This window comes from Mesorhizobium sp. M2A.F.Ca.ET.042.01.1.1 (assembly GCF_003997405.1).
Taxonomy (GTDB): domain Bacteria; phylum Pseudomonadota; class Alphaproteobacteria; order Rhizobiales; family Rhizobiaceae; genus Mesorhizobium.
On sequence record NZ_RZRX01000389.1, the window covers coordinates 1 to 3949 of the forward strand.

A 3949-nucleotide genomic window follows, 5' to 3' on the forward strand; every position below is an offset into this window, starting at 1 on the left:
CTGATGGCCTACACGCTGCCCAAGTGAGGGAAGGCGTCGGGCTTCAAAGCCCGAGATGGCCCCTCAAGCTCGGCACCTGGTCCAGCACCTGGTTGGTGAGATCGGGGCCGGCGGCGGCTTCGGCCTGCTTGATCAGGGTCTCGCCGGCCTGCCGGATCTGCACCATGTCGAGGCCGGACGCTTTGAGCGCCGCGATGCCGTTGATCAGCGCGCCGGCCTTTTCGCCGAGCACGCCGCCAAGCGCCCCTCGCAGCGACGACAGGAGGCCGCCGCCCGAATTGGCCGCACCGGCGGACATCACGTCATATTTCTGGGCCAGCGCGTCGGCGCCGGGGATCTGGGCGAAGAAAGACGAAACGCTGGTGCCTTCCGCCTCGTGCTCCAGCACGGAAAAGATGGTGCCGACGACTTTCTCGGTAGTCGGCTCGTCGAGGCCGGCCTTCGAGGAAACGGTGTTGATGATATCCTGGACGTTCATGGCATTCCCCTTTTCGTCATTCGTATCGGCAAGGCGGCTCCGGCAATTTCTCGTCCCAATGTGACAGCACCATCAAGCCTTTCGGAAATGACCAAAATGTGATGAATCAGGCTGGCTTGTCGGCGCACCGCTCCGCCAGGAATCCCTCGCAGGATCGTCACCCCGCCGTGACTGGACCCTGCAGCTCTCGACCCTATCTTGCGGATCACCCGCCTAAAGCGCGCCACGTCGGAAATGGATTCCCGTGTCGCGCTGCGCACTTTTGGGCGACATGCACTACGTCGAGGACAGCCATGACCGAACCCGTTGCCGAGCCCACGCAGCCCATCATCACGCAACCTCCTATTACTCAGGCGATGATCGACGCCTATGACGAATACACGCATCTGACGCTCGACCGACGCCGCTTTATGGAGCAGCTGACGAGGCTGGCGGGCTCGGGCGCCGCGGCGGCCGCGATCGCGCCGATGCTGGCGGCCAACTCCGCCAAGGCGGCGATCGTCGCCGAGGACGATGGCCGCATTAAGGGCGAGGACATCACCTATCCCGGCTCGAGCGGCGAGATGAAAGCCTATCTGGTCAAGCCGGCCGACCAGCAGGGCAAGCTTGGCACCGTCATCGTCATCCATGAGAACAGGGGGCTCAACTCGCATATCCGCGATGTCGCCCGACGCGTGGCGCTGGAAGGGTTCGTGGCGCTCGCGCCGGACTTCCTGTCGCCGCTTGGCGGCACGCCATCCGACGAGGATAAGGCGCGCGACATGTTCGCCAAGCTCGACCCTGCCCAAGTCGCGGCAGACGGGGTGGCGACGGTCGCCTATCTCAAGAACCTCAAGGACGGCAACGGCAAGGTCGGGGCGGTCGGCTTCTGCTGGGGCGGCGGCGCGGTGAACCAGCTGGCCGTCCATGCGCCCGATCTCAGCGCCGGCGTCGCCTATTACGGCATGCAGCCCAAGGCCCAGGATGCCGCGAAGATCAAGGCGCCGCTGCTCCTTCACTATGCCGGTCTCGACAGCCGGACGAATGCCGGCATCGATGCCTACAAGAAAACGCTCGACGCCGCGCATGTCGAATACAAGGTCTATGTCTATGAGGGCGCCAACCACGCGTTCAACAACGACACCTCGGCCGCGCGCTACGACAAGAAAGCCGCCGATCTCGCCTGGGGCCGGACGGTGGCGTTCCTGAAGGAGAAGCTCGCCTAGTCGAACAGTTCAGGTATTTGCTGCCGGCTTATGCATGGCAACGCCCCCGATGACCAGCGCAATGCCGATGCAGTCGATGACGCTCGGCACCTGGCGCAGCACGACGATTCCGATGAGCGTTGCCGTGAGCGGAAGGAGCGAGAGCATCAGCGCGAAGCTCGCGCGCGGTAGCCTCGCCATGGCGAGCTGGTCGCAGATATAGGGGATGACCGAAGAACAGAGGCCGACGCCGATCGCCGCGACAAGCAGATGCGGCGACGAGAAGGCGGGCAGCGCTTCGCGAAAGCCGATGGGCAACACGACGAGGAAGGCGATCGCCATGGCGGCGCCGAGGCCGGCAATGCCGTAGCCTGCCTGGGCGACGCGATGGCCGATCACGATATAGCCGACGAACAGAGCGCCGTTGAGAAAGGCCCAGAACAGGCCAAGCGGATCGCTCGACCATTTCACGTCGATGAGCAGCAAGGTGCCGATGACCGCGACAGCCAGAGCGGCAAAGTTGCGCGGGCTGCGCAGGCCGACCAGCGCGACACCGATCGTGCCGACGAACTCGATCGCCGCCACCAGAGAGATCGGCAGCCGGTCGAGCGCCAGATAGAACGAGCAGTTCATCATCGCCAGACAGGCGCCGAAGGCCAGCAAAAGTAGTCGCTGAGCGCGGTCGGCGCGCGCGAAGACGCGCCAGGGCCTGGTCAAAGGAGCGAAGATGAGAGCGGCGGTGGCGATGCGCAGCCAGGCCATGCCGAGCACGCCGAGCTGGTCGAAAAGCAGCACCGCGAAAGCCGGTCCGAGATAGTGGAACACGGCGCTGACGCAGAACCAGACATGCGGCGGCAGCGCATTGGCCAATCCGCCGAGGGCAGGGCCGGCAACGACTGAGCGCGGGGCGTCGGTTCTGCCGGCGGCCCGGTTTGCAGCTGGAGTTTGCGTTTGGCTGGTCATGGGCGCATTATCGCAGGCGAAATGCGCGACTTACATGTGCAATCGGCGTGCCTTCTGTCCTTCTCACCTCCAATGGAAGGTAAAGAAACTGAAAAACCTTCGAAATGAAGATGCCGAGCTGGACGCTGTGGACCTGAAGATCCTGCGGCTCCTGGAAAAGGACGCGCGCATCAGCACGGCGGAACTGGCGCGCGCGGTCGGGCTGTCGGCGCCGAGCGTGGCGGAGCGCATCCGCAAGCTGCAGGAGAACGGCGTGATCGAGGCCTATACGGTCAGGATCAATCCGGCCGCGCTCGGGCTGAAGCTGTCGGCATGGCTCAGGATCAGGCCGGTTCCGGGACAGCTTTCCGTCGTGGCGGACATCATCCGCGAGCTACCGGAGATCGCGCAATGCGACCGCGTGACCGGTGAGGACTGCTTCATCGCGCTGGCGCATGTCGGCTCGGTGAGCGAGCTCGAGCGGGTGATCGACCGGATCATCCCTTACGCAATGACCAACACGGCCATCATCCAATCGTCACCGGTCGAGCCGCGCTCGCCGCTGGGCGGGTTCAGGCAAAAGTGACGGGGGACGAATCAGGCGTGGCCGCGCCGCATGCGCGCCTGGGTCAGAATCGCGCGCCAGCGGATCATGTCGAACGGGATGGGTTCGTTGTTGTTGGCGATGTGGAAGATCTCGTTGTCGACGTTCTTCAGCGATCGCCAGAAATCATAGTCGGTGATGCGTGGATCGGCCGCCAAGCGCTCCACCTCGACCTTGATATCGGTTTTCATGCACTGTCCTCGCACCGCATTCCGCCAGCCGCCCGCGCGCAAACCCGGTAGGGCGGTTTTCAAACGCGTCGCTGAGTCGTTCAACGGACTCAAGCGACTTGTTCACGTTAAAACCTTGGTAAGGTTAACGCGGGCGCGCTGGTTTTCAAGCGCTCTTGCGCTTGATGCCGATCGAGCGCCCGGCGCGCTCCGGCATTGGCAGGCCCGCATGGGCGGCGCGCATGGCTTCGACCTTCGCCATCACGTCGGCCGGAAATGGGGCGACCCTAGGCCCGGCCATGTCGACATGCAGCGCAAGCTGCTCGGAGGTCGCTGCCAACCAGCCGTCGACATGGCGGATTTCCTGATAGGCCCTGAGCCGCTTCTCGTCGTGGTCGATAAGCTGGAACGAGACCTTCACCTTGTGGTCGAGGTGCAGCTCCTGGACATAGCAGACATGAACTTCCGCCGTGTAGATGGTGAGGCGGCGATCCCTGGCGTAGTTCGGCCCCATGCCCATCATCTCGAAGGCCACGTCCGAACAGCGGTCGAACAGCACGTTGTAATAGGC

6 protein-coding genes are annotated in these 3949 nt (G+C 63.9%); 2 read left to right on the top strand and 4 right to left on the bottom strand.

The window, feature by feature from the left end; translation table 11 throughout:
• Nucleotides 1-43: 43 nt before the first annotated feature.
• A complete protein-coding gene (locus tag EOA23_RS32345; RefSeq protein WP_127307061.1) occupies nucleotides 44-478 on the bottom strand; it encodes a hypothetical protein in 435 nt (144 codons plus the stop codon).
• Between the two features lie 293 nt (nucleotides 479-771).
• Here EOA23_RS32345 and EOA23_RS32350 point away from each other — a divergent pair, with 293 nt between their 5' ends.
• On the top strand, nucleotides 772-1683 hold the full coding sequence (locus tag EOA23_RS32350) for a dienelactone hydrolase family protein (RefSeq protein WP_127307062.1): 912 nt from the start codon (nucleotides 772-774) through the stop codon (nucleotides 1681-1683).
• A 9-nt stretch (nucleotides 1684-1692) separates the two neighbouring features.
• Here the strand turns inward: EOA23_RS32350 and EOA23_RS32355 are convergent, their stop codons facing one another.
• Entirely contained in the window at nucleotides 1693-2625 is a 933-nt protein-coding gene (locus tag EOA23_RS32355; RefSeq protein WP_127307063.1) for a DMT family transporter, read from the bottom strand.
• Nucleotides 2626-2713: 88 nt separating this feature from the next.
• Here EOA23_RS32355 and EOA23_RS32360 point away from each other — a divergent pair, with 88 nt between their 5' ends.
• Nucleotides 2714-3190, top strand: coding sequence for an Lrp/AsnC family transcriptional regulator (locus EOA23_RS32360; protein ID WP_127307065.1), 477 nt, complete (start codon nucleotides 2714-2716; stop codon nucleotides 3188-3190).
• Between the two features lie 11 nt (nucleotides 3191-3201).
• On the opposite strand, the gene EOA23_RS32365 is transcribed toward EOA23_RS32360, so the two are convergent.
• A complete protein-coding gene (locus tag EOA23_RS32365; protein ID WP_042644109.1) occupies nucleotides 3202-3399 on the bottom strand; it encodes a hypothetical protein in 198 nt (65 codons plus the stop codon).
• A gap of 145 nt (nucleotides 3400-3544) precedes the next feature.
• Nucleotides 3545-3949: thioesterase family protein (locus EOA23_RS32370; RefSeq protein ID WP_127307064.1), on the bottom strand; the 405-nt coding region annotated here is incomplete at its 5' end.

Coding starts and splice junctions, on each gene's coding strand:
- EOA23_RS32345 (WP_127307061.1), bottom strand. CDS start 478: ATGAACGTCCAGGATATCATCAACACCGTTTCCTCGAAGGCCGGCCTC.
- EOA23_RS32350 (WP_127307062.1), top strand. CDS start 772: ATGACCGAACCCGTTGCCGAGCCCACGCAGCCCATCATCACGCAACCT.
- EOA23_RS32355 (WP_127307063.1), bottom strand. CDS start 2,625: ATGACCAGCCAAACGCAAACTCCAGCTGCAAACCGGGCCGCCGGCAGA.
- EOA23_RS32365 (WP_042644109.1), bottom strand. CDS start 3,399: ATGAAAACCGATATCAAGGTCGAGGTGGAGCGCTTGGCGGCCGATCCA.